Annotated in this window: 22 protein-coding genes; 12 read left to right on the top strand and 10 right to left on the bottom strand. The window is 65.6% G+C overall.

The genetic code is table 11. The annotated features are described in order from the left end of the window. Positions 1-68: 68 nt before the first annotated feature. Entirely contained in the window at positions 69-671 is a 603-nt protein-coding gene (locus tag VUG52_RS20035) for a glutathione S-transferase family protein (protein WP_050704632.1), read from the top strand. A 155-nt stretch (positions 672-826) separates the two neighbouring features. On the opposite strand, the gene VUG52_RS20030 is transcribed toward VUG52_RS20035, so the two are convergent. From VUG52_RS20030 to VUG52_RS20010, 5 genes are all read right to left on the bottom strand, one after another. Further along, positions 827-1,198: a glutathione S-transferase N-terminal domain-containing protein gene (locus VUG52_RS20030; RefSeq protein WP_280081784.1), complete on the bottom strand. Its 372-nt coding sequence runs from the start codon at positions 1,196-1,198 to the stop codon at positions 827-829. A 58-nt stretch (positions 1,199-1,256) separates the two neighbouring features. After that, complete coding sequence (gene folE / locus VUG52_RS20025) at positions 1,257-1,802, bottom strand: GTP cyclohydrolase I FolE (RefSeq protein ID WP_050704634.1); 546 nt, start codon at positions 1,800-1,802, stop codon at positions 1,257-1,259. A 69-nt stretch (positions 1,803-1,871) separates the two neighbouring features. Continuing rightward, positions 1,872-2,432: a Smr/MutS family protein gene (locus VUG52_RS20020; protein ID WP_331832002.1), complete on the bottom strand. Its 561-nt coding sequence runs from the start codon at positions 2,430-2,432 to the stop codon at positions 1,872-1,874. 208 nt (positions 2,433-2,640) lie between these two features. Continuing rightward, entirely contained in the window at positions 2,641-2,961 is a 321-nt protein-coding gene (locus tag VUG52_RS20015) for a hypothetical protein (protein WP_050704636.1), read from the bottom strand. 88 nt (positions 2,962-3,049) lie between these two features. Next, positions 3,050-3,640, bottom strand: coding sequence for a cysteine hydrolase family protein (locus VUG52_RS20010; protein WP_050704637.1), 591 nt, complete (start codon positions 3,638-3,640; stop codon positions 3,050-3,052). 179 nt (positions 3,641-3,819) lie between these two features. Here VUG52_RS20010 and prmB point away from each other — a divergent pair, with 179 nt between their 5' ends. Further along, on the top strand, positions 3,820-4,728 hold the full coding sequence (gene prmB / locus VUG52_RS20005) for a 50S ribosomal protein L3 N(5)-glutamine methyltransferase (RefSeq protein WP_028691769.1): 909 nt from the start codon (positions 3,820-3,822) through the stop codon (positions 4,726-4,728). 141 nt (positions 4,729-4,869) lie between these two features. Here the strand turns inward: prmB and VUG52_RS20000 are convergent, their stop codons facing one another. Beyond that, positions 4,870-5,652 (bottom strand): hypothetical protein, encoded by a 783-nt coding sequence (locus tag VUG52_RS20000; RefSeq protein ID WP_050704638.1) that lies wholly within the window; start codon positions 5,650-5,652, stop codon positions 4,870-4,872. 151 nt (positions 5,653-5,803) lie between these two features. After that, positions 5,804-6,763, bottom strand: a complete 960-nt coding sequence (locus tag VUG52_RS19995; RefSeq protein ID WP_050704639.1) for an alpha/beta hydrolase — start codon at positions 6,761-6,763, stop codon at positions 5,804-5,806. A 276-nt stretch (positions 6,764-7,039) separates the two neighbouring features. Here VUG52_RS19995 and aroC point away from each other — a divergent pair, with 276 nt between their 5' ends. The 3 genes from aroC to VUG52_RS19980 all read left to right on the top strand — a co-directional run bounded on the left by aroC (position 7,040) and on the right by VUG52_RS19980 (position 9,922). After that, positions 7,040-8,131, top strand: coding sequence for a chorismate synthase (gene aroC / locus VUG52_RS19990; protein ID WP_331832001.1), 1,092 nt, complete (start codon positions 7,040-7,042; stop codon positions 8,129-8,131). Positions 8,132-8,231: 100 nt separating this feature from the next. Then, positions 8,232-9,386, top strand: a complete 1,155-nt coding sequence (locus VUG52_RS19985) for an MFS transporter (RefSeq protein WP_331832000.1) — start codon at positions 8,232-8,234, stop codon at positions 9,384-9,386. Beyond that, complete coding sequence (locus tag VUG52_RS19980; protein ID WP_331831999.1) at positions 9,386-9,922, top strand: oxidase; 537 nt, start codon at positions 9,386-9,388, stop codon at positions 9,920-9,922. Before VUG52_RS19985 ends, VUG52_RS19980 begins: the two co-directional genes overlap by 1 nt. Before the next feature lie 80 nt (positions 9,923-10,002). On the opposite strand, the gene VUG52_RS19975 is transcribed toward VUG52_RS19980, so the two are convergent. After that, positions 10,003-10,275, bottom strand: coding sequence for a DUF3509 domain-containing protein (locus VUG52_RS19975; RefSeq protein ID WP_028691763.1), 273 nt, complete (start codon positions 10,273-10,275; stop codon positions 10,003-10,005). Between the two features lie 268 nt (positions 10,276-10,543). Between VUG52_RS19975 and VUG52_RS19970 the strand changes: the two genes are divergently transcribed. After that, entirely contained in the window at positions 10,544-11,065 is a 522-nt protein-coding gene (locus VUG52_RS19970) for an ankyrin repeat domain-containing protein (RefSeq protein WP_331831998.1), read from the top strand. A gap of 60 nt (positions 11,066-11,125) precedes the next feature. Beyond that, positions 11,126-11,656, top strand: coding sequence for a hypothetical protein (locus tag VUG52_RS19965; RefSeq protein WP_331831997.1), 531 nt, complete (start codon positions 11,126-11,128; stop codon positions 11,654-11,656). 147 nt (positions 11,657-11,803) lie between these two features. Here the strand turns inward: VUG52_RS19965 and VUG52_RS19960 are convergent, their stop codons facing one another. Then, positions 11,804-12,742 carry a ZIP family metal transporter gene (locus VUG52_RS19960; RefSeq protein WP_050704645.1) on the bottom strand — a complete coding sequence of 313 codons (939 nt, stop codon included), beginning with the start codon at positions 12,740-12,742 and terminating at the stop codon, positions 11,804-11,806. A 126-nt stretch (positions 12,743-12,868) separates the two neighbouring features. On the opposite strand from VUG52_RS19960, the gene VUG52_RS19955 reads away from it, so the two are divergent. From VUG52_RS19955 to VUG52_RS19940, 4 genes are all read left to right on the top strand, one after another. Beyond that, a complete protein-coding gene (locus VUG52_RS19955; RefSeq protein WP_262950962.1) occupies positions 12,869-13,060 on the top strand; it encodes a PLDc N-terminal domain-containing protein in 192 nt (63 codons plus the stop codon). Between the two features lie 372 nt (positions 13,061-13,432). Next, positions 13,433-15,508 (top strand): LTA synthase family protein, encoded by a 2,076-nt coding sequence (locus tag VUG52_RS19950; protein WP_331831996.1) that lies wholly within the window; start codon positions 13,433-13,435, stop codon positions 15,506-15,508. Between the two features lie 143 nt (positions 15,509-15,651). Next, positions 15,652-15,888, top strand: coding sequence for a hypothetical protein (locus VUG52_RS19945; protein ID WP_028691758.1), 237 nt, complete (start codon positions 15,652-15,654; stop codon positions 15,886-15,888). A 185-nt stretch (positions 15,889-16,073) separates the two neighbouring features. Continuing rightward, positions 16,074-16,406 carry a ribonuclease E inhibitor RraB gene (locus VUG52_RS19940; RefSeq protein ID WP_186712832.1) on the top strand — a complete coding sequence of 111 codons (333 nt, stop codon included), beginning with the start codon at positions 16,074-16,076 and terminating at the stop codon, positions 16,404-16,406. A gap of 14 nt (positions 16,407-16,420) precedes the next feature. Here the strand turns inward: VUG52_RS19940 and VUG52_RS19935 are convergent, their stop codons facing one another. After that, a complete protein-coding gene (locus VUG52_RS19935) occupies positions 16,421-17,224 on the bottom strand; it encodes a cytochrome c (protein ID WP_331831993.1) in 804 nt (267 codons plus the stop codon). A gap of 528 nt (positions 17,225-17,752) precedes the next feature. Here VUG52_RS19935 and VUG52_RS19930 point away from each other — a divergent pair. Then, positions 17,753-18,478: an amidotransferase gene (locus tag VUG52_RS19930; RefSeq protein WP_050704648.1), complete on the top strand. Its 726-nt coding sequence runs from the start codon at positions 17,753-17,755 to the stop codon at positions 18,476-18,478. Positions 18,479-18,488: the final 10 nt, after the last annotated feature.

The following is an 18,488-nucleotide window of genomic DNA, read 5'->3' as shown; positions in this document are numbered from 1 at the left end:
TTGCATTTAGCCGTACAGTCGCCAACTATGGGGTATTACTGCGCAACTGCGTAAAAAGGGGAGGGGCGATGTACAAGGTGTATGGGGATTACCAGTCGGGCAACTGCTACAAGGTCAAGCTGATGCTGAGCCTGCTCGACCGTCCGTATGAGTGGCACCCGGTGGATATTCTCAAGGGCGAGACCGAAACCCCCGAGTTCCTGGCCATGAACCCCAACGGCAAGGTGCCGGTGCTCAAGCTCGAGGACGGCACCTGCCTGTGGGAGTCCAACGCGATTCTCAACTACCTGGCCGATGGCAGCGAGTTCCTGCCCAGCGAACCACGCCTGCGCACCCAGGTGCTGCAGTGGCAGTTCTTCGAGCAGTACAGCCACGAGCCGTACATTGCGGTGGCGCGCTTCATCCAGTTCTACCTGGGGTTGCCGCAGGACCGGCTGGAGGAATACAAGGGGCTGCACAAGGGCGGCTACAAGGCGCTCAAGGTGATGAACAAGCAGCTGGAAATGACGCCCTACCTGGTCGGTGAGCAATATTCGATTGCCGATGTGGCGTTGTATGCCTATACCCATGTGGCGCATCAGGGCGGCTTTGACCTGACTGAATATCCGGCGGTGAAAGCCTGGCTGGCGCGGGTGGCCAGTCATCCACGGCATGTGCCGATGGTGGATTGACTCGCTGCTGCCCCACCCCTGTAGGAGCGGCCTTGTGCCGCGAAAGGGCCGCAAAGCGGCCCCGGCGGCCCATGCGTCAACGCGAAGATCCTGGGGCTGCTTTGCAACCCTTTCGCGGCACAAGGCCGCTCCTGCAGTGTGGGGCGTACGTGTTGTCAGACCGCCGCGAAGCGCTTGTCCAGATAGGCAATGATGTCCTTGGACTCGTACATCCAGCTCACCTTGCCGTCCTCCTCGATCCGCAGGCACGGCACCTTCACCCGGCCGCCGCCTTCGAGCAGCGCCTGGCGGTGCTGGGCATCGTTCTTGGCATCGCGCAGTGCCACCGGCACGTTCAGGCGGTGCAGGGTACGACGGGTCTTCACGCAGAACGGGCAGGCGTGGAACTGGTACAGCGCCAGGCCCTTGGCCTGCTGCTCGACCTGGGCCTGGGCCGCGGCATCGCGCTGCTTTTTCGCCGGGCGGCTGATCCAGTCGCCGAACACGATTAGCTGGCCGAGGCCGACCCGCAGGGCTTTGACGATCATGGGCAACTCCTGAAATGAAAAAGCCGACCCCATGGGGTCGGCTCGGGACACAGGCCGATCACTTGATCAGGCTGAGGAACTCGCTGCGGGTGGCGGCGTTGTCGCGGAACTCGCCGAGCATCACCGAGGTGAGCATGGTCGAGTTCTGCTTTTCGACACCGCGCATCATCATGCACATGTGCTTGGCCTCGATGACCACCGCCACGCCCGCGGCGCCGGTGACCTGCTGCACGGCCTCGGCGATCTGGCGGCTGAGGTTTTCCTGGATCTGCAGGCGACGGGCGTACATGTCGACGATCCGCGCCACCTTGGACAGGCCCAGCACCTTGCCCTTGGGCAGGTAGGCCACATGGGCCTTGCCGATGAACGGCAGCATGTGGTGTTCGCACATCGAGTACAGCTCGATATCCCGGACCAGCACCATTTCGCTGTTGTCGGAGGTGAACAACGCGCCGTTGGTCACTTCTTCCAGGGTTTGCTCATAACCGCGGCAAAGGTACTTCATGGCCTTTGCGGCCCGCTTGGGCGTGTCGAGCAGGCCCTCGCGGGAGACGTCCTCGCCGATCTGGCTGAGGATCGCGGTGTAGTTCTGTTCCAGGGACATGGATCTACCTGTGGAAAATTTCGCAAAGACGAAGGGTACGGCGACGACGGCGGCGCTGCAAGCGCGATGTCACTCGTCGCGGCCTTCGAGCATGGTTCGCTTGAGCATCACGTACACCGCGCCGGTACCGCCGTGGCGGGCCTGGCACGAGGCGAAACCGAGCACCTGCGGGTGCTGGCGCAGCCAGGTGTTGACGTGGCTCTTGATCATCGGGCGCTTGCCGTCCAGGCGCGCGGCCTTGCCGTGAGTGACGCGCACGCAGCGTACTTCGAGCTTGGTCGCTTCGGCGATGAAGGCCCACAGTGTCTCGCGGGCCTTCTCGACGCTCATGCCGTGCAGGTCGAGGCTGCCCTCGAAGGCGATCTGGCCGAGCTTGAGCTTGCGGATCTGGGTTTCCTGGACGCCGTCACGGCGCCACATCAGTTCGTCCTCGGCGCCGACGTCGAGGACGAACTGGTCGGACAGGCCGTCGATCACCAGCGGCTGGTCGCTGCGGACGGTCGCCGCCTGGCGCAGGCCGGCCAGTTGCTTGCGGTCGGCCTTGGGTTTGCCGACTTCGGCGCGGTCGTGCTTGATCGGCTTGACGCCCTGCACTTGGCTGCGGAAGAGGGAAAAGTCGTCGTCTTGCATGGTGCCTCCACGTGGGCGGCGTAGTTTACGCGACTGTGCGTCGGAGTGAAGCCCTGAGCTGCGCGCGGTTTTGTGTAGGAGCGGCCTCGTGCCGCGAAAGGGCCGCAACGCGGCCCCGGCGATCTATGCATCGAAGCGCAAATCCTGGGGCTGCTTCGCACCCCTTTCGCGGCACAAGGCCGCTCCTACACGGGGACGTGTAAGTCTGTCAGTCGTGCTTCTTCATCAGGTGCGGCGACAGGTTCAGTTCGCGGCCACGGCGCAGGCGGATGCGGCTGCGTCGCCAGACGCGCACGCCGATCCACAGCAGCAACAATCCGACCACGACGAGAATCGCCGCCAGCGGGCGGTTGGCATTGAGCTCGGCCAGCGCGGCGTAATTGCCCAGCAGGCCAGCGAATCCGGCCATGGCGAGCAGTATGCCCAGGGTGGCCAGCAGCACGGAAAGGGCGGCGGCAACCCGCGCGCCCCAGTTGCTCGGCTCGCGCTGGCGCAGGCGCTTGGCATCGAAACTGCCTTTGAGCTTCATTCGAATTCCTCAGGATCTGGTGGAGCTGATCCGGATTTCGACCTGCGGGTCACCTTGGGGTTCCGCCCGTCCGCCGGGCGGTCGTGGCTCAGACCAGGCTGGCGGTGGGGGCGACGCAGGCGAAGTTGTCGGCCATCACGGCCATTTCGCACTGGTGGATCTGCGCGGCAGGGATCACGGTGTCCTTCAGGGCCAGGTCACGGGTCGCCGAGGCGTCCTCCACCAAGGTGCAGCGATAACCATAGTCCTTGGCGCGGCGCACGGTGGTGCTGACGCTGGAGTGGCTCATGAAACCGCAGACGATCAGGTCCAGCGGGCCGAAGGCCTGCAGCGTCTCGTGCAGCTTGGTGTTCTTGAAGGCGTTGGGCATGCGCTTGTCGATGATGGTTTCACCGGCCAGTGGCTCCAGGCCAGGGATGAACTCGCCCGCCGGGCCCTGGGGGTCGAAGCGACCGCCGACGGTGCCGAGGTGGCGCACGTGGATGATCGGGCGGCCGGCCTTGCGGGCGGCATCGAGCAACCTGGCAATGTTCGCCACGGCCTCGTCCATGCCCGACAGCGCCAGCGGACCGCTCAGGTACTCCTTCTGCGCGTCGATGACGATCAGGCTGGCTTGGCCCAGCTTGGCCGGCGGGTAGTCGCGGCCAGTGAGGCGGAACATCGTGGTTGGAACGGACATCAAGGGCTCCTTGGGTAGGGCTTTTGTATACCTATTCTCCCTTGCCTTGACGTCAATGTGAATGGTTGACAGCGCAGACAGCGTGGTTGCTGGCTTGTGGCTATCGGTTTGGCTATCGGAGGAAACAAATGTGCGGTGTGGGCTGTTAGACTTTTGTCCTGTCTGAAAAGGAGTACCCCGTGATCACATCCCGCCTGCGCACCCTGCGCGACCATATCCGCTGGGCGGTCAGCCGCTTCCATGAACACGAGCTGTTCTTCGGCCACGGTGCCGACAACGCCTGGGACGAAGCCCGCCTGCTGGTGCTCGGCGCGGTGCACCTGCCCTGGGAGGTGGCCGACAGCTACCTGGACTGCGCGCTGGAGGATGACGAAACGGTACGCCTGCAGCACCTGCTCAAGCGCCGCATCGAAGAGCGCGTGCCTACCGCCTACCTGCTGGGCGAGGCCTGGTTCTGCGGCATGTCGTTCATCGTCGACGAGCGGGTGCTGGTGCCGCGCTCGCCCATTGGCGAACTGATCGAGAAACGCTTCGAGCCGTGGCTGGCCGCGGAGCCTGCGCGCATCCTCGACCTGTGCACCGGCTCAGGCTGCATCGGCATCGTCGCCGCCGAGGTGTTCCAGGACGCCGAGGTGGTGCTGGCCGACCTGTCCTTCGACGCGCTGGAGGTGGCCAACCAGAACATCGAGCGCCATGGCCTGGATGAGCGGGTGTACACCGTGCAGGGCGATGGTTTCGCTGGCCTGCCGGGGCAGCGCTTCGACCTGATCCTGTCCAACCCGCCGTACGTCGATGCCGAGGACTTCGGCGACATGCCGGCCGAGTACCACCACGAGCCCGAGCTGGGCCTGGCCTGCGGCAACGATGGCCTGGACCTGGTGCGGCGCATGCTGGCCGAGGCGGCCGACCACTTGACCGACAAGGGCCTGATGATCGTCGAGGTGGGCAACAGCCAGGTGCACGTCGAGTCGCTCTATCCCGAGGTGGACTTCGCCTGGCTGGAATTCGAGCGCGGTGGCCACGGGGTATTCATGCTGACCGCCGAGCAGTGCCGGCAGCATCAGGAGCTGTTCAAGGCGCGGGTCTGAAGGATTCACACCGCGCCCCTGTAGGAGCGGCCTCGTGCCGCGAAAGGGCCGCAAAGCGGCCCCAGTGATCTTTGCATCTGGGGCTGCTGCGCAGCCCTTTCGCGGCACAAGGCCGCTCCTACAGGGATCGCGTAGGGCAGGTCAGCGGGTGGCGATCCAGATCAGCAGCCCGGCCTGGAACACCGCGAACGCCACCAGGCAGGTGATGGTGAAGCGCAGGCCGCTGTCTTCGCGGCGGTACTTGGCCACCCGCTCGTCACGCTCGCGCAGCTGGGCTTCCTTCTCCATCAGGTTCTGCTCGGCCTGCTGCAGCATGCCGGCGGCCTCGAGGTTGTCCACGCGCTGCACCTTCTCGGTGTTCCAGCCGCCCTTGAGCTGGCCCACCGGGGTTTCCACCACGCGGCCTTTGAGCAACTGGCCGTCGGTGTACTCCACCGCCAGGCCGACACTGCCCAGCACATGGTCGCGGCGCAGGCGGGTGTCTTCGTTCAGGGCGTCCTTGTTCGGCAGGCTCATGCCCTCGACCCGGTAGTGCGAGCAACGCTGCTGCAGCCACTGCACCGCCTGCGCCAGCAGGTAGCGGCCAAGGCCACGGTTCAGCGGCTCCAGCTGCAGGCCAGCCGCGTCGCCGATACGTACCGTGCGCGCTTCGTGGTCGACGCGGATATCCAGCTGGTTCTGTTCCTTGCGCACCTTCTGCCCCGGCAGGCGGATTTCCATGCGCAGCAGGCTGTGGGCCTTGTCGTGGCGCTCGGCGTAGCCGAACTGGACGAAACGCAGCGGGCGGGCGCCGCTGTTGCGGTCGGTCGGCAGCGGCGCCAGGCGCAGCAACTGGAAGTGCTCGGCGGCAAGGTCCGCCCAGGGCAGCGGGGCGCTGTCCGGGGCTTGTTCTTCGGTCGCCTCGGCGGCGGGGGCATCGGTCATCAGGGAATCCTCAGGTGCACGGCGGCCGGGTGCCGGTACCTGCAAGGACATCGCAGATGTGGGCTAGCCCGCGATCAGGGCGCGCATGCCCCCGGATCACTGCCTTCTTAGCCGCGTTATCGGCAGGCCTGGCCAATACCTGAGGGCACTTTCAGGCCTGCGGCAGCCCGTGGATGAACAGGACGATGCGCTCCCCCAGCTCACGGGCCAACGGCAGCTCGGGATTGCGGTAGCTGTCCCGCTGCAGGTCCATCTCCCGCGGGCTGATGCGCAGCATGTGGTTCATGCCGTCGATCAGCGCCAGCTGGGCGTCGGGCTTGGCGGCCTTGAGGCGCTCGGCGTCGGCCACCTCCACCTGGATATCGTTGCGGCCCTGGACGATCAGCGCGGGCACCGTGAGCCGGGCGAATGCGGCCGCCGGGTCCTGATGCAGCAGGGTGATCAGGTACGGCTGCACGCTGGGGCGAAACACCTGGCGCAGCGGGGCGGGCACGTCGAGGCTGGTCTGCCCGGCCTGCAAACGGTCGATCAGCGCCATGCCACCGGCCAGTTGCGCCGGGGGCAGGCGCTGGGCCAGTTGTTCGCGCAGCACGTCGGCCACCGGCCGGCCGCTGCCGGCCAAGGTGATCACTGCGCTGGCGCCGGCCTGTTCGGCGGCGAGGCTGGCAATCAGCGCGCCTTCGCTGTGGCCGACCAGAATCAGCGGGCCGAAGCGCGGGTCCTGGCGTAGCGCGCGGCCCCAGGCCACCACATCGGCGACATAGCGTTCGACGCTGAGGTCGCGTTCGTCGGGAGTGGCCGGCTGGCTGGCGGCCACGCCGCGCTTGTCGAAGCGCACGCTGGCGATGTGCTCGCCGGCCAGCAGCAGGGCCAGGCGCTTGAGGTTGTCGATGCGTCCGGAGGCGGGATTGTTGCCATCGCGGTCGGTAGGGCCGGAGCCGGCAATGATCAACACCACCGGCGGCGGGGTGGCTTGTTGCGGCAGCAGCAGGCTGCCATGCAGCACGCCTTGGCCGGTGTCCAGGTCGATGGGGCGCTGCAGCACGGTGGGGGCAGCCTGGGCGAGGCTGGCGCAGAACAGCAGGAGCAGGGCGGCGAGGCGCGACTTCATGGAGGGGTACTACATGGCTAGGTGTCATTGAGACATTGCAGGGCGATGAAGGTTCGCATGGCTCGCTTGCCGTGCCGGCCTCTTCGCGGGTAAACCCGCTCCCACAGTGAGATGGGCCGGCCTGTGGGAGCAACTGTCTTGCTCAATTTTTAGAATCTGGCGCGATCCCTGTGGGAGCGGGTTTACCCGCGAAGAGGCCGGCATGGGCAACCCATCCTGTAGCGTTTTCCGTATACTGCCGCTTTCGATCACCTCAGGCAGATTCGCGGAGCGTCCATGTCCGGCAATACCTACGGCAAGCTGTTCACTGTCACCACCGCTGGCGAGAGCCATGGCCCGGCGTTGGTCGCCATTGTCGACGGCTGCCCGCCAGGCCTGGAAATCTCCCTCGCCGACCTGCAGCACGACCTCGACCGGCGCAAGCCCGGCACCAGCCGGCATACCACCCAGCGCCAGGAGCCGGATGAAGTGGAGATCCTCTCCGGTGTGTTCGAAGGGCGTACCACCGGTTGCTCGATTGGCCTCTTGATCCGCAACACCGACCAGAAGTCCAAGGACTACTCGGCGATCAAGGACCTGTTCCGCCCGGCCCACGCCGACTACACCTACCACCACAAGTACGGCATCCGCGACTACCGTGGCGGTGGCCGCAGCTCGGCACGCGAGACCGCCATGCGCGTGGCGGCCGGCGCCATCGCCAAGAAGTACCTGGCCACCCAGGGTATTCGCGTGCGCGGCTACATGAGCCAGCTCGGCCCGATCGAGATCCCGTTCAAGACCTGGGACTCGGTCGAGCAGAACGCCTTCTTCAGCCCCGACCCGGACAAGGTGCCGGAGCTCGAGGCCTACATGGACCAGCTGCGCCGCGATCAGGACTCGGTGGGGGCGAAGATCACCGTGGTCGCCGAAGGCGTGATGCCGGGCCTGGGCGAGCCGATCTTCGATCGTCTCGACGCCGAGCTTGCCCATGCGCTGATGAGCATCAACGCGGTCAAGGGCGTGGAAATCGGCGCCGGCTTTGCCAGCGTTGCCCAGCGTGGCACCGAGCACCGTGACGAACTGACCCCCGAGGGCTTCCTCGGCAACAATGCCGGCGGCATCCTCGGCGGTATCTCCTCGGGCCAGCCGATCGTCGCCCACCTGGCGCTCAAGCCGACCTCGAGCATCACCACCCCGGGCCGTTCGATCGACGTCGACGGCAATCCGGTCGAGGTCATCACCAAGGGCCGTCACGACCCGTGTGTCGGCATCCGCGCCACGCCGATCGCCGAGGCGATGATGGCCATCGCCTTGATGGACCACCTGCTGCGCCACCGGGCGCAGAATGCCGACGTGAGGGTCAACACCCCGGTGCTGGACCAGCTCTGACAGTCCCGGCCCTATCGCGGGGCAAGCCCGCTCCCACGAATTCCAGCGTGGGAGCGGACTTGCCCCGCGATAGGGCCGCAAGCTTCTGAACGGACTTCCTATGCCCCCGGTCCCCTACTGGCGCCTCTCCAGCTTCTACCTCTTCTACTTCGCCCTGCTCGGCTCCACCGCGCCGTTCCTGGCCCTGTATTTTGATCACCTGGGCTTCTCCCCGGCGCGCATCGGCGAGCTGGTGGCCATCCCCATGCTGATGCGCTGCGTCGCCCCCAACCTGTGGGGCTGGCTGGGCGACCGCAGCGGCCAGCGCCTGCTGATCGTGCGCCTGGGCGCGCTGTCGACCCTGGCGACCTTCTCGCTGATCTTCTTCGGCAAGAGCTATGCCTGGCTGGCGATGGTCATGGCCCTGCACGCGTTCTTCTGGCACGCGGTGCTGCCGCAGTTCGAGGTGATCACCCTGGCCCACCTGCATGGCCAGACCGCGCGCTACAGCCAGGTGCGGCTGTGGGGCTCGATCGGTTTCATCCTCGCCGTGGTCGGGCTCGGGCGCCTGTTCGAATGGCTGAGCCTGGACATTTATCCTGTGGCGCTGGTGGCGATCATGGCCGGGATCGTCGCCGCCAGCCTCTGGGTGCCCAACGCGCAACCCGTGGAGCAGACCGAACGACGCGGGCCAGGGGGCTTCCTCGCGCAGGTACGGGCGCCGGGCGTGCTGGCCTTCTACGTGTGCGTGGCCCTCATGCAGCTCAGCCACGGGCCGTATTACACCTTCCTCACCCTGCACCTGGAGCACCTGGGCTACAGCCGCGGCGCCATCGGCCTGCTGTGGGCGCTCGGGGTGGTGGCCGAGGTGCTGGTGTTCATGGGCATGAGCCGGATCTTCGGCCGTTTTTCCGTGCGCAAGGTGCTGCTGGCGAGCTTCCTGCTGGCCGCCGTGCGCTGGCTGCTGCTGGGCAACCTGGCTGATATTCCTGCAGTGCTGGTGTTCGCCCAGGTGCTGCACGCGGCCACGTTCGGCTGCTTCCACGCCGCAGCCATCGCCTTCGTCCAGGCCAGTTTCGGCGCCCGCCAGCAGGGCCAGGGCCAGGCGCTGTATGCGGCGCTCTCGGGCACCGGCGGCGCGCTGGGCGCCTTGTACTCGGGCTACAGCTGGAAACTGCTGGGCCCGCACTTCACCTTTGGTATGGCCAGCGTCGCGGCGCTCGCGGCAGCCGTTATCATTGCCTTCCGACTCAAAGACAGCAGGAACCACCCCTGATGAGCATCCTCAGCGTTTTCGACCCGTCCAGCCCGGAACTGCCGCACAAGGTGCTGACCCACCACGACGACATCGCCGCGACCCTGGCCGAGCAGGGCGTGCGCTTCGGCCGCTGGCAGTCCGGCGCGCGCCTGCGCCCCGGCAGCAGCCAGGATGAGGTGGTCGCCGCGTGCCGTGGGCCGCTCGACCAGTTGATGACTGCCCATGGCAGCCAGGTGTTCGGCGTGCTCAGCCGCGATGGCGTCGACCCGAGCCAGGCTGACCTGCGCGACGAGCATGTGCATGACGGCGAGGAAGTGTTCGCGCTGATCAGCGGACGCGGTCAGGTCAGCCTGCGTATGGAGGGCGCGGTGTACGCCGTGTTGTGCGAGAAGGACGATGTGCTGGTGGTGCCGGCCGGCATGCGCCGCTGGCTGGACCTGGGCGACACGCCGTTCTGCCTGGCCCTGCGCCTGTTCGCCAGCGAGCAGGCGGTGCAGCCGCGGTTCACCGGCGATGCCACGGCCCGGCAATTTGCCGGACTCGACGAACTCTGAGGAAATTGGCTCGCGGGGCCGCCTCTGCTCACGCCGTCCGTGGGTGAGCGCAGGCGTGCCCCGCGAAGAGGGTTGCGCAATCAGCGGTAGGTCGGCAGGGCGAAGCGTTGCTGGCTCTGCAGCATCGAAATCACCGGCAGCTCGCTCGGTTGCCCGGCCAGGTCGCGGCGGATGGCGCTGATCGCCCAGGACAGTTGCTCGGCACTGTGCAGCTGCGCATAGGTCAGCACGCGGCGGGTCACCACGCCGTCGCTGGCGCGCAGGGTCAGCAGGACACCACCGTCCGGACGCGGTTGGGTGGTGACCTGGTAGGCGGCGAAGACCGAGGCGAATTTTTCCTGGATGAGGTCCATATCAACTCCTGACTGTTGTACTGGCAGACTTGAGTTGATGATTGCAGCGACCGTGCCAGCCTTTGATTTTAAGAAAATCCTTTAAATTCAATGGCTTAAATTTGATTTTATAAGGTCGTGCATTGCAATCTGCACGCCCGTGCATTTTGCACAGTGCATTTTGCACGGTCATAGCCTGGCTCTCTGCCGCCGATAGAATCTGAACCTTGGACCGCTCGCCGCTGCCTGATGGACACTTGGCCTATTGCCAGATGCCAGGAGGTTCCCGATGTCCGATCACCAGCCCGCCACCATGACCGCCGAAGAAACCGCGGCCTTCGCCGAGGAGGTCTTCGAGCGCGCCCGCCGCGGCGACGCGACCATGCTCGGTCGCCTGCTCGACGGTGGCCTGCCCGCCGACCTGCGCAACCACAAGGGCGACACCTTGCTGATGCTGGCCAGCTACCACGGCCACCACGACGCCGTGCGGGTGCTGCTGGCCCATGGCGCCGATCCGTTGATTGCCAATGACAACGGCCAGTTGCCGATTGCCGGCGCTGCCTTCAAGGGCGATCTGGCGATGATCCGCCTGCTGCTCGAGCACGGCGTGCCGGTGGATGCCACCGCTGCGGACGGTCGCACCGCGCTGATGCTGGCGGCGATGTTCAACCGCCTGGAGATCATCGACTACCTGCTGGCCCAGGGGGCCGATCCGGCACGGCGTGACGCGGCCGGCGCCACCGCGCTGACGGCTGCGCGCACCATGGGCGCGGTGGATGCCGCCGCACGCCTGGAGGCGAAGGCCGGCTAACCCTTCGGGGGCGTTTGCGGCTATCCTTGGCGCCTTTCACGCCAACCCGCAGGGCCCCCCATGAAAGACCAGTTGCTCGAATTCATCAGCCTCATCGGCGCCGGCTGCATGCGCGATGAGGATATCGAGCGCATCGCCGACGAGGCCGCCCAGGCCTACGCCGACCCCGCCGCCTTCCTCGCCGCCAACCCGGACATCAACTACGACGACACCTTCCCGTTCCCGCTGGGCGAATGGGTGGTGGTCGGCAGCCTGCCCGATACCGTGCTGTTCCAGGCCGACAGCTACCAGGACCTGTTCCAGCGGATCAGCGACTCGTTCGACAAGAGCGTGCCGTTCACCCTCAAGCCCAAGCAGCTGGCGCGCACCGAGGCGCTGACCGCGCTCAACCGCATCCAGGTGCAGATGGGCGCGCTGAACAAGGAAGCCGGTGGCTACGTGCTGCTGAACTTCAGCCAGCTGCTCGATGACGAGCTGCAGATGGTGATGGTGGGGCAGAACGACCTGGCCCGTGTGCTGGAGTTGGGCGAGGCCGTTGGGATCAAGGTGGAGCCGGCGCTGGAGGCGCTGAAGGTGGCGGTGCACGTCTAAGCAACGATTCCCTTGTAGGAGCGGCCTTGTGCCGCGAAAGGGCTGCAAAGCGGCCCCGGCGATATCAGCTTGATACACGAATCCTGGGGCGCTTCGCACCCCTTTCGCGGCACAAGGCCGCTCCTACAGGGATTGCGCATTGGCCGCTCAACCCAACGCGGTATCGAGAAACATCATCACCGCGAAGCCGCCCATCAGCCCCAGCGTCGCCGCGGTCTGGTGCCCATTGCGGTGGGTCTCCGGGATCACCTCGTGGGACACCACGAAGATCATCGCCCCCGCCGCCAGGCCCATGCTGATCGGATAGGCCAGGGCGAAACCGGTGGAAATGCCCAGGCCGATCACCGCGCCCAGCGGCTCCATCAGGCCCGAGCCGATCGCCACCATCATCGCCTTGAAGTTCGACAGCCCCGTGGCGCGCAGGGCCAGGGCCACGGCCAGGCCTTCGGGGATGTCCTGGATGGCGATGGCGCTGGTCAGCGGCAGGCCGATGTTCATGTCGCCGTTGGCGAAGCTCACGCCGATGGCCATGCCCTCGGGCAGGTTGTGCAGGGTGATGGCCAGCACGAACAGCCACACCCGGTTGACCCGCTCGGCCTGCGGGCCACAAGGCCCGGTGCTTTCATGCTCGTGCGGGGTGAAGCGGTCCAGGCCCAGCATCAGCAGCACCCCGAGGCCCATGCCCAGGACCACGGTGAAGGCCGCCGCCGGGCCGTTGCCGGTGATCTCGCGGGCGGCGTCCAGGCCCGGCAGGATCAGCGAGAACGAACTGGCGGCGAGCATCATGCCGGCGGCAAAGCCCAGCATCACGTCCTGGGTGCGGGCGTTGACGTCGCGCAGGATCACCGCCAGCACGGCGCCCAGGGCGGTGGCGCCGAAGCCCGACAACCCGCCGAGCAGGGCCAGGTGCAGGTTGTCGGCGTGGTCGCCGTTGACCGCGTTCCACAGGCTCGCCAGCAACAGCGCGGCGACGGCCAGCAGGCTCAGGGCCAGGCCGGCGCTGAGCCAGGGCGTTTCCTGGGCCTGTTGCCGCCAGGCGTTGAACAGTGAGTCGGGGGCGGCGTTTTGGGTGTGGGCAGGGGGCATGCGAACCTCGGAGCAGTGAATGACAGCAGTCTATCCACTGACCTGTGCGCCAGGCCAAGGATTCCCTTCTATCGGGGCCATAGCCAGCTATGCTCTTGAACACATTTACCGTGCGGGAGCGCCACCATGGGGTCCACCTTCAACAGCCTGGTCGGCCTGATCATCCTGGCCCTGGATATCTGGGCCATTCTCAATGTGCTCAAGAGCGGCGCGCAGGTCGGCATCAAGGTGCTGTGGATCCTGCTGATCCTGCTGCTGCCGGTGCTGGGGCTGATCATCTGGGCAATCGCCGGGCCGCGGGGCAATGTGCGGATCTGACTATTTGGGGCATGGCACCGGCTTTGCCTGTTGATTTAACTGGAGCAGCGTGGGAGCGGGCTTGCCCCGCGATCACCGGCTATGCCAGTGCCATACACCGCATCGCGGGGCAAGTCGCATCGGCGCACCGCCGCTCCCACGCTGGTGATGCTGGCAACCCAGTTCCCTGCGCGACAGCGCAGCCCGAAAGGTTGCGCGATCTCCTACAGGTTATGTAAGCGATAGTTGCTCTCGACAAAATTTTCACACTCGATTTTTGAAAATCCGCGCCGCACAATGCGGCCTTGGTCTCGCCTCGCGTTCGAGGGCCGACCACCAGGCTGTCGGCGACTTCGCCTTCCCGCAAACCGCAATCCTAGGACCTCTCCATTCATGGCTAACACGGACGCCTTGAAGCAACAGGGCGTGCGAGGCTCGTTCTCGCCGACCCTGAAATCCCACCTGGCCTACACATTGCTCAGTGGCCTGGTGATCATGCTGATGCTCAGCCTGGTGCGCCTGGCGCTGCTGGTCTACAACAGCGACATGATCGGCGACACGCCGAACTCGACCGTCGCCGAAGGCTTCTTCAACGGCCTGCGCTTCGACCTGCGGGTGGTGGTGTACATCAGCATCCCGTTGCTGCTGGCGTTGCTCAGTCCCTGGCTGATGGCCCGCCGTGGCTTCTTCCGCTTCTGGCTGACCATCGCCTCGAGCGTGGTGATGTTCCTCGGCCTGATGGAGATGGACTTCTACCGCGAGTTCCACCAGCGCCTGAACGGCCTGGTGTTCCAGTACATCAAGGAAGACCCCAAGACCGTCATGAGCATGCTCTGGTACGGCTTCCCGGTGGTCCGCTACCTGCTGGCCTGGCTGGTCGGCACCTGGCTGCTGAGCCTGCTGTTCAAGGGCATCGATCGCCTGACCCGTGGCGAGCAACGCCTCCAGCCCGCCGGCAGCCGCAAACTCGCGCCATGGTATGGCCGCCTGGCAGTGTTCATGGTCGTGCTGCTGGTGGCCGTGGTCGCCGCCCGCGGCACCCTGCGCCAAGGCCCGCCGATGCGCTGGGGCGATGCCTTCACCACCGACTCGAACTTCGTCAACCAGCTGGGCCTGAACGGCACGCTGACCCTGATCGACGCCGCCAAGAGCCGCTTCGGCGAGGACCGCGCCAACATCTGGAAGCCGGTACTCGAGCAGCCGCTGGCCACCCAGACCGTGCGCGAGCAGCTTCTGACCGCCAACGACACCCTGGTCGATGCCGACGAGGCGGCGATCCGTCGTGACTTCGTGCCGCCTGTGGCGAACACGCTGCCGGTCAAGAACGTCGTGGTCATCCTCATGGAAAGCTTCGCCGGTCACTCGGTGGGCGCCCTGGGCAGCCCGAACAACATCACCCCGTACTTCGACAAGCTGGCCAAGGAGGGTCTGCTGTTCGACCGCTTCTTCTCCAACGGCACCCATACCCACCAGGGCATGTTCGCCACCATGGCCTGCTTCCCCAACCTGCCGGGCTTCGAGTACCTGATGCAGACCCCGGAAGGCGGCCACAAGCTGTCCGGCCTGCCGGCGCTGCTCAGTGCCCGCGACTATGACGATGTCTACGTCTACAACGGTGACTTCGCCTGGGACAACCAGTCCGGGTTCTTCGGCAACCAGGGCATGACCACCTTCATCGGCCGCAACGACTTCGTCGACCCGGTGTTCTCCGACCCGACCTGGGGCGTGTCCGACCAGGACATGTTCAACCGGGGCAACGAAGAGCTGGCCAAGCACGATGGCAAGAAGCCGATCTACGCGCTGCTGCAGACCCTCTCCAACCACACGCCGTACGCCTTGCCCAAGGACCTGCCGGTGGAGAAGGTCACCGGGCAAGGCCGCCTGGACGAGCACCTGACCGCCATGCGCTATTCCGACTGGGCGCTGGGCCAGTTCTTCGAGAAGGCCCGCAAGGAGCCGTACTTCAAGGACACCCTGTTCGTCATTGTCGGCGACCATGGCTTCGGCAACCACCAGCAGGTCACCGAGCTGGACCTGGGCCGCTTCAACGTGCCGCTGCTGCTGATCGCCCCGGGCATCCAGGAGAAGTTCGGCGCGGTCAACCACACCGTGGGTACCCAGGTCGACATCGTGCCGACCATCATGGGCCGTCTCGGTGGCCAGGCCCGTCACCAGTGCTGGGGCCGCGACCTGCTCAACCTGCCTGAGGGCGACCAGGGCGTGGGCATGATCAAACCGTCGGGCAGCGAGCAGATCGTCGGCCTGGTGCAGGGCGACCGCATCCTCATCGAGTCCAAGGACATGACCCCGCGGATGTACCGCTACCAGCTGGGCCGCGAGTTCAAGGCCGAGCTGATCGAAAGCCCGGACCAGCCGGAAATGCTCAAGAAACTCGAGGCCTATATCCAGACCGCGACCAAGAGCCTGCTGGACAACACCGCCGGTGTCGTCCACGGCACGCCGAAGTAAGGCCGCCGTCAGCCTCATGAAGCCCGCCCGAACCGGCGGGCTTTTTTCATGCGGTTTCATGTGCATGGCTGAACATTCATCCCTGGGCCATGGTCAAGTGAGTACGCCGTTCCATTCACCGTTGCGTCAGCGAGGGTTGATCGATGAAAGCATGGGAAGTCAGCTTTGCCGACCAGAAGGGCGAGCCGCAGACGCTGCTGCTCAATGCCGAGCAATGCCCCAGCGAGGAGGATGCCGCCCGCGCGATCCGTTCGCGGCTGTTTCCGCTCATGGACGAACTGGACCTCAACGACTTCCAGGACCGCAGCTTTTCCCCCACGGCACGTTGGCTCAAGGAACAGAGCGGCGTGACCATCACCACCATTCGCGAAGCGCCCTGAATCGGGTGTCTCTGGCGTAGCGCCAACCCAGGCGCTACGCTCAAGTCAGGCGCCGGCCTTCTCTGCGGGCCGCCGCCGTTTTCATCGCGTCTTGCAATCCGCTCGTATTGTCAGGCATTCCTTGTGTGCCAGGCAGGTGCGTTGTGCACGGAAAGTCTATCCATTGCTTTGCAGGAGGACGTTTCATGAGCAGCCAGAACGACGACATCAGCAGCAGTGTCCTGCGCCAGATGAAAGCTGGCGGTTTTGATTTCACCCGCATCCACCCCATCGAGTTCTACGCCGTGTTTCCCAGCGAGGCTGGTGCGCGCCGGGCGGCGGGGCAGTTTCGTGGCGAATCGCTCAACGCCCAGGTGAGCGAGCGCGACGACGGCGCCTGGCACCTGGAGTTGAGCAAGGTGATGTACGCCACCCATGGCGGTATCGGCGCCTTCGAACAGGCCTTTGAACAGGTCGTCTCGCCCTACGGCGGCGAAGTCGAGGGCTGGGGCGTCAAGCAGGAAAGGCCGATCGCCTAGGCCCTGTCAGGGCGTCAGTGCGCTTTGCGCCCCGCCATATGCTTCAGGTACGCCAGCACGGCATCGAGTTCCGGCTCGTCCAGCACCTGGGTGGGAAACCCGGGCATCTTTGCCTGCGGCCAGTGCCGCAGGCTCTGCGGGTCGCGAATGTACTGGCGTAGGAAGGCCGGCTGGAAATACTCGGTGGGGTTGTGCGGCAGGTTCAGGTCCGGGCCCAGGTGCGCGTCGCCGGCGCCATTGAGGCGATGACAGGCCAGGCAGTTCTGCTGGAACAGGGCAAAACCCTGGCGCACCGGGTCGTTCTCGGCCACGGCGGGGTCGGGCAGCAGGGCGGGGAAGCGCGTCTCGACCGGGGGCAGGCGGCGGATGCTGGCGATCTGATACGGCCATTGTTCCGGGCGAATACCGCTGGCCTGGGGTTGGGTCCATACCAGGTAGAACGGCCCTGCGCCTGGCTTGCCTTTGCTCAGCGCGGGCCAAGGGTGGCTGGGGTCTTCGATGGCCAGCCAGGCCTGCGCGGGGCCCGCCTGCAACAGCGGCCCGGCGGGCATCTCGGCGGCGAAGCCATCGAGGGCCACGGCCTGCAGGTGATCGCTCGGGTTCACGCCCTGCAGCAGCACCGCCAGGGGCACGGCGCGGTAATGCAAGGTGCGCTTGTAGGCCACGTCCTGTTCGATGGTGATGTTCCGCGCCTGCGGATGGGCAAGTAGCTGTTCACTGCTCCAGGGCCGGCTGTCGCCACCCAGTTCGAGGTTCAGCTGCGCCGCCGACAATGTCGGAGCGAGCAGCAGGCAGAGCAGGGCAAGACACAGGCGCATGGGCGATCTCCAACCATCAAGGTCGGCAGAGTACCCACGCGTGCTTGGAAAAGGCCACCGCCGCGTTCAGCCGAACAGCCGGGTGAGGTTCGGCAGGATCAGTAGCAGCGTCGTGGCGAAGAGTATGAGGCCGGCTTGGCGTACCTTGGATTGTCTGAACATGGCGGACCGCCTTCTTGTTGTTATTCCTGAATAACCCTTGGCTTCCTTGTCTAGCGTCGGGTCGATCGCAGCGGCGTGATGCCACGCCGTTCCTGCTTGCCGCGTGTATCTGGATATACAACCAACAGTAGGGCCCGCGTCATCCCTGTTTCAGAACCCTTTGTTCTAAGATTTATCATGTCGATTCCTCATGGCTTTAAGGCCACTGGCCACCCCGCTGGCACGCTCAGGCTAGACGAGTGCGCGGCAGGGGTTACCAAGGGTTACAGGGCCTACCGTTCGTCCGGACATCCTACTTGCTTGTACGGCCCTTTCGCGTCAGTCTCTACAGCAAATCCCACCCACATGTCGTTCAGGACTACCCCTATGTCGTTACGCATCTGCATCCTTGAAACCGATGTCCTGCGACCGGAGTTGATCGCGCAGTACCAGGGCTACGGCAGGATGTTCGAGCAGCTGTTCTCGCGTCAGCCGATCGCGGCCGAATTCGATGTGTACAACGTGATGAACGGCGACTACCCCCCGGACGGCGAACGCTTCGATGCGTACCTGGTGACCGGCAGCAAGGCTGACTCGTTCGGCGACGATCCGTGGATCCAGACGCTCAAGGCCTACCTGCTCGAGCTCTACGAACGTGGCGAGAAGCTGCTGGGCGTGTGTTTCGGTCACCAGCTGCTGGCGCTGACCCTCGGCGGCAAGGCCGAGCGCGCCGACAAGGGCTGGGGCGTGGGGGTTCACCGCTACAGCCTGGCGGCCCATGCGCCGTGGATGGACCCGCAGGTGTCCGAGCTGACCTTGTTGATCAGCCACCAGGACCAGGTCACCGAGCTGCCCGAAGGGGCCACGGTGATCGCCTCCAGTGACTTCTGTCCGAACGCCGCCTACCACATCCGTGACCAGGTGCTGTGCTTCCAGGGGCACCCGGAGTTCGTCCATGACTACTCTCGGGCATTGCTCGACGCCCGACAGGCGTCGCTGGGTAATGAAGTCTATGAGAAGGCGGTGGCCAGCCTTGCCACCGAGCACCAGGGGGATCTGGTGGGCGAGTGGATGCTGCGCTTCGTCCAGCAGTCCGGCACTCGCGCGACCTGAGATCCGCATC

This window comes from Pseudomonas sp. LH21, assembly GCF_036549575.1.
Lineage (GTDB): Bacteria > Pseudomonadota > Gammaproteobacteria > Pseudomonadales > Pseudomonadaceae > Aquipseudomonas > Aquipseudomonas peradeniyensis.
The sequence above is the reverse complement of the archived record's forward strand: the minus strand, read 5'-3'. Positions and strand labels throughout refer to the sequence as shown.